Here is a 2,058-nt window from a genome sequence, read left to right as displayed (position 1 = left end):
AAAGCCAATATTTAGAAAAAAACAGACCTATATGTAAAAAGCCCAATCATATCTACGATTGGGCTTCCTTTATGATAAATGAATTATTACGCTTATTCGAATATGAAAAATTAACCACAAATTTAGATAGCACTGAGCCAGAAAGTGAAATAGAAATAGACGATGAGCAACTACATTTGTCTGATATTTTAGCGATGATTCAGCAACTAAAAGGTGAGTCTAGATCAAGCATTTGGCTTAAACAGCTTGCCAATAATGAAACGAATCACTACTCAGTCAATTTATTAACGTGCTTTGTGCGATGGCTGATTTTACGCTGTGATGCAGAAGAGTTAAGTCTACAGAATCGAAATATGATTCATCTACATTTGGCCATCGTCAGTGCAGGTATATTGGGGTTTTCAGAAGATTTAACAAAAGATAGCCAGATTGATGAAGATGTATTTCAAAAATGGATGGAGTTGACGCAAGAGCATTTTCCACACCGCAAGCATCTCGCTGCGTGGAATCGCTTTAGAGATTTTTTAATTCAGTTAAATGATGATCGTATAAAGTTACACAAGCGTACAGCGCATCAAGCAAGTGCTAAAGTTTTTTCAAAAAATGAAGTGCAGCAGATCGTTCAAATATTACAATCTTTAGAATCTGGGGTGAATGATGCTGCTTTACGTCTAGAGATTCAGCGTCATTTTCGTTTATCTGCAGCGATGGGTGTACGCCGTTCAGAGACACTTCATTTACGGCCCTTAGATATTGATGAGGATATGCTTCGAATTCGTCCTTATGGTGAGCATCAGTTAAAAACACTTGGATCAGAACGTGTTGTTCCGATGAGTTTGTTAAGTCAGACGATTCAAAAGGGATTAGAGGACATTTATAAGAATAAAAAAAAATCGATATTAATGTCTGATGAGAACAGTGAGCATAGGCCTTTTTTTAATCAAATATCTCAAATATTAAAGAAAGTCACAGGAGATGTTGATCTCAGCTTACATCATTTAAGACATACGTTTGCAAGTGCATATACTTTAAAGTGTTTGCAAACAGTGGTGGATTTTAAAGCGCTTACGATAGAACTGCCATGGCTACAAAATTGGATGCCATCGAATGAGCAATTTAATACGCTAGTAGGCAATGAAGGACAGGTTGGGCAAGGGATTAAGGCGATTAGTCGAGTGCTTGGACATTTACATGAATCGACAACATTAAAGCATTATGTTCATATCTTATTTCTGGCTACTTATGCCTATAGCATGCAACAACAGCAACCCAATTTACATACTGCATTTTTTAAGCGAGTCATGAGTCGGAGTAATTTATTCAGGCATTTCCAAGCGATTCATCAACAGAATGGTAATCTAAAATATGAGTTGAGAGATACCATCGAAAAATATGTACTCAAAAAAAGACAAAGTCAGAGGTGGGTCATCTATGCTCAGAAAAGAGGGAATTCGACGGGAAAAGTAATTAAACACGAATTATTTCAAAAGTTTGAAGATATTGAGCGGTATCTTATTTCTGGGCAGGGGCAGCCACGATTAGATATTGAGTCCTGGAAGAGAGCTTTAATTACGATGGCAAACATTCCGTCAGGTAAACGTGGTTCAAATATAGGAAGACATCCATTATCGACACAAGGAAAGTTAGCACGTTTGCCTGAATTACTAAGTGCTGTAGATTTTAATTCTGCACAAGAGATTTTAGAGCGATTTGATTATTTAGAACAAAACCAATCAGAAACTTATAATTGGTTAATAAAAAAATGGTTGTATGAAAGTAATGTAACAAAAGTATTGATGCATTTTACGGCAGAGGATGAACCTATGCTTTCAATCCTTACAGAACATCAGTTTTTTCCGATAGTGATGAAACATAATAAATATGATTATTTTAGAATTATGTCTAAACAAGCGTCATTAAGTGCCGTGCGATGGGTACTTGCGTGGTTGAGTGTACGATATTTGTTCTAAGGCTGTTTCTGGCTTAATTTTCCTCCCTTTAGTCCCAATAGTAAAAACCAGTTGAAAATTAAGTAGAAAAAAATTTTAAAAACCCATG

At 36.0% G+C, this 2,058-nt stretch carries 1 protein-coding gene; it reads left to right on the top strand.

The features are described from left to right. Nucleotides 1-1,970, top strand: a 1,970-nt coding sequence (locus tag FTV48_RS14585; RefSeq protein WP_257222983.1) for a tyrosine-type recombinase/integrase, incomplete at its 5' end; no start/stop codon positions are given. Between the last annotated feature and the right edge of the window lie 88 nt (nt 1,971-2,058).

The organism is Acinetobacter sp. YH18001 (assembly GCF_013416975.1).
Classification (GTDB): domain Bacteria; phylum Pseudomonadota; class Gammaproteobacteria; order Pseudomonadales; family Moraxellaceae; genus Acinetobacter; species Acinetobacter pseudolwoffii.
This window is presented reverse-complemented; position numbering and strand designations above follow the sequence as displayed.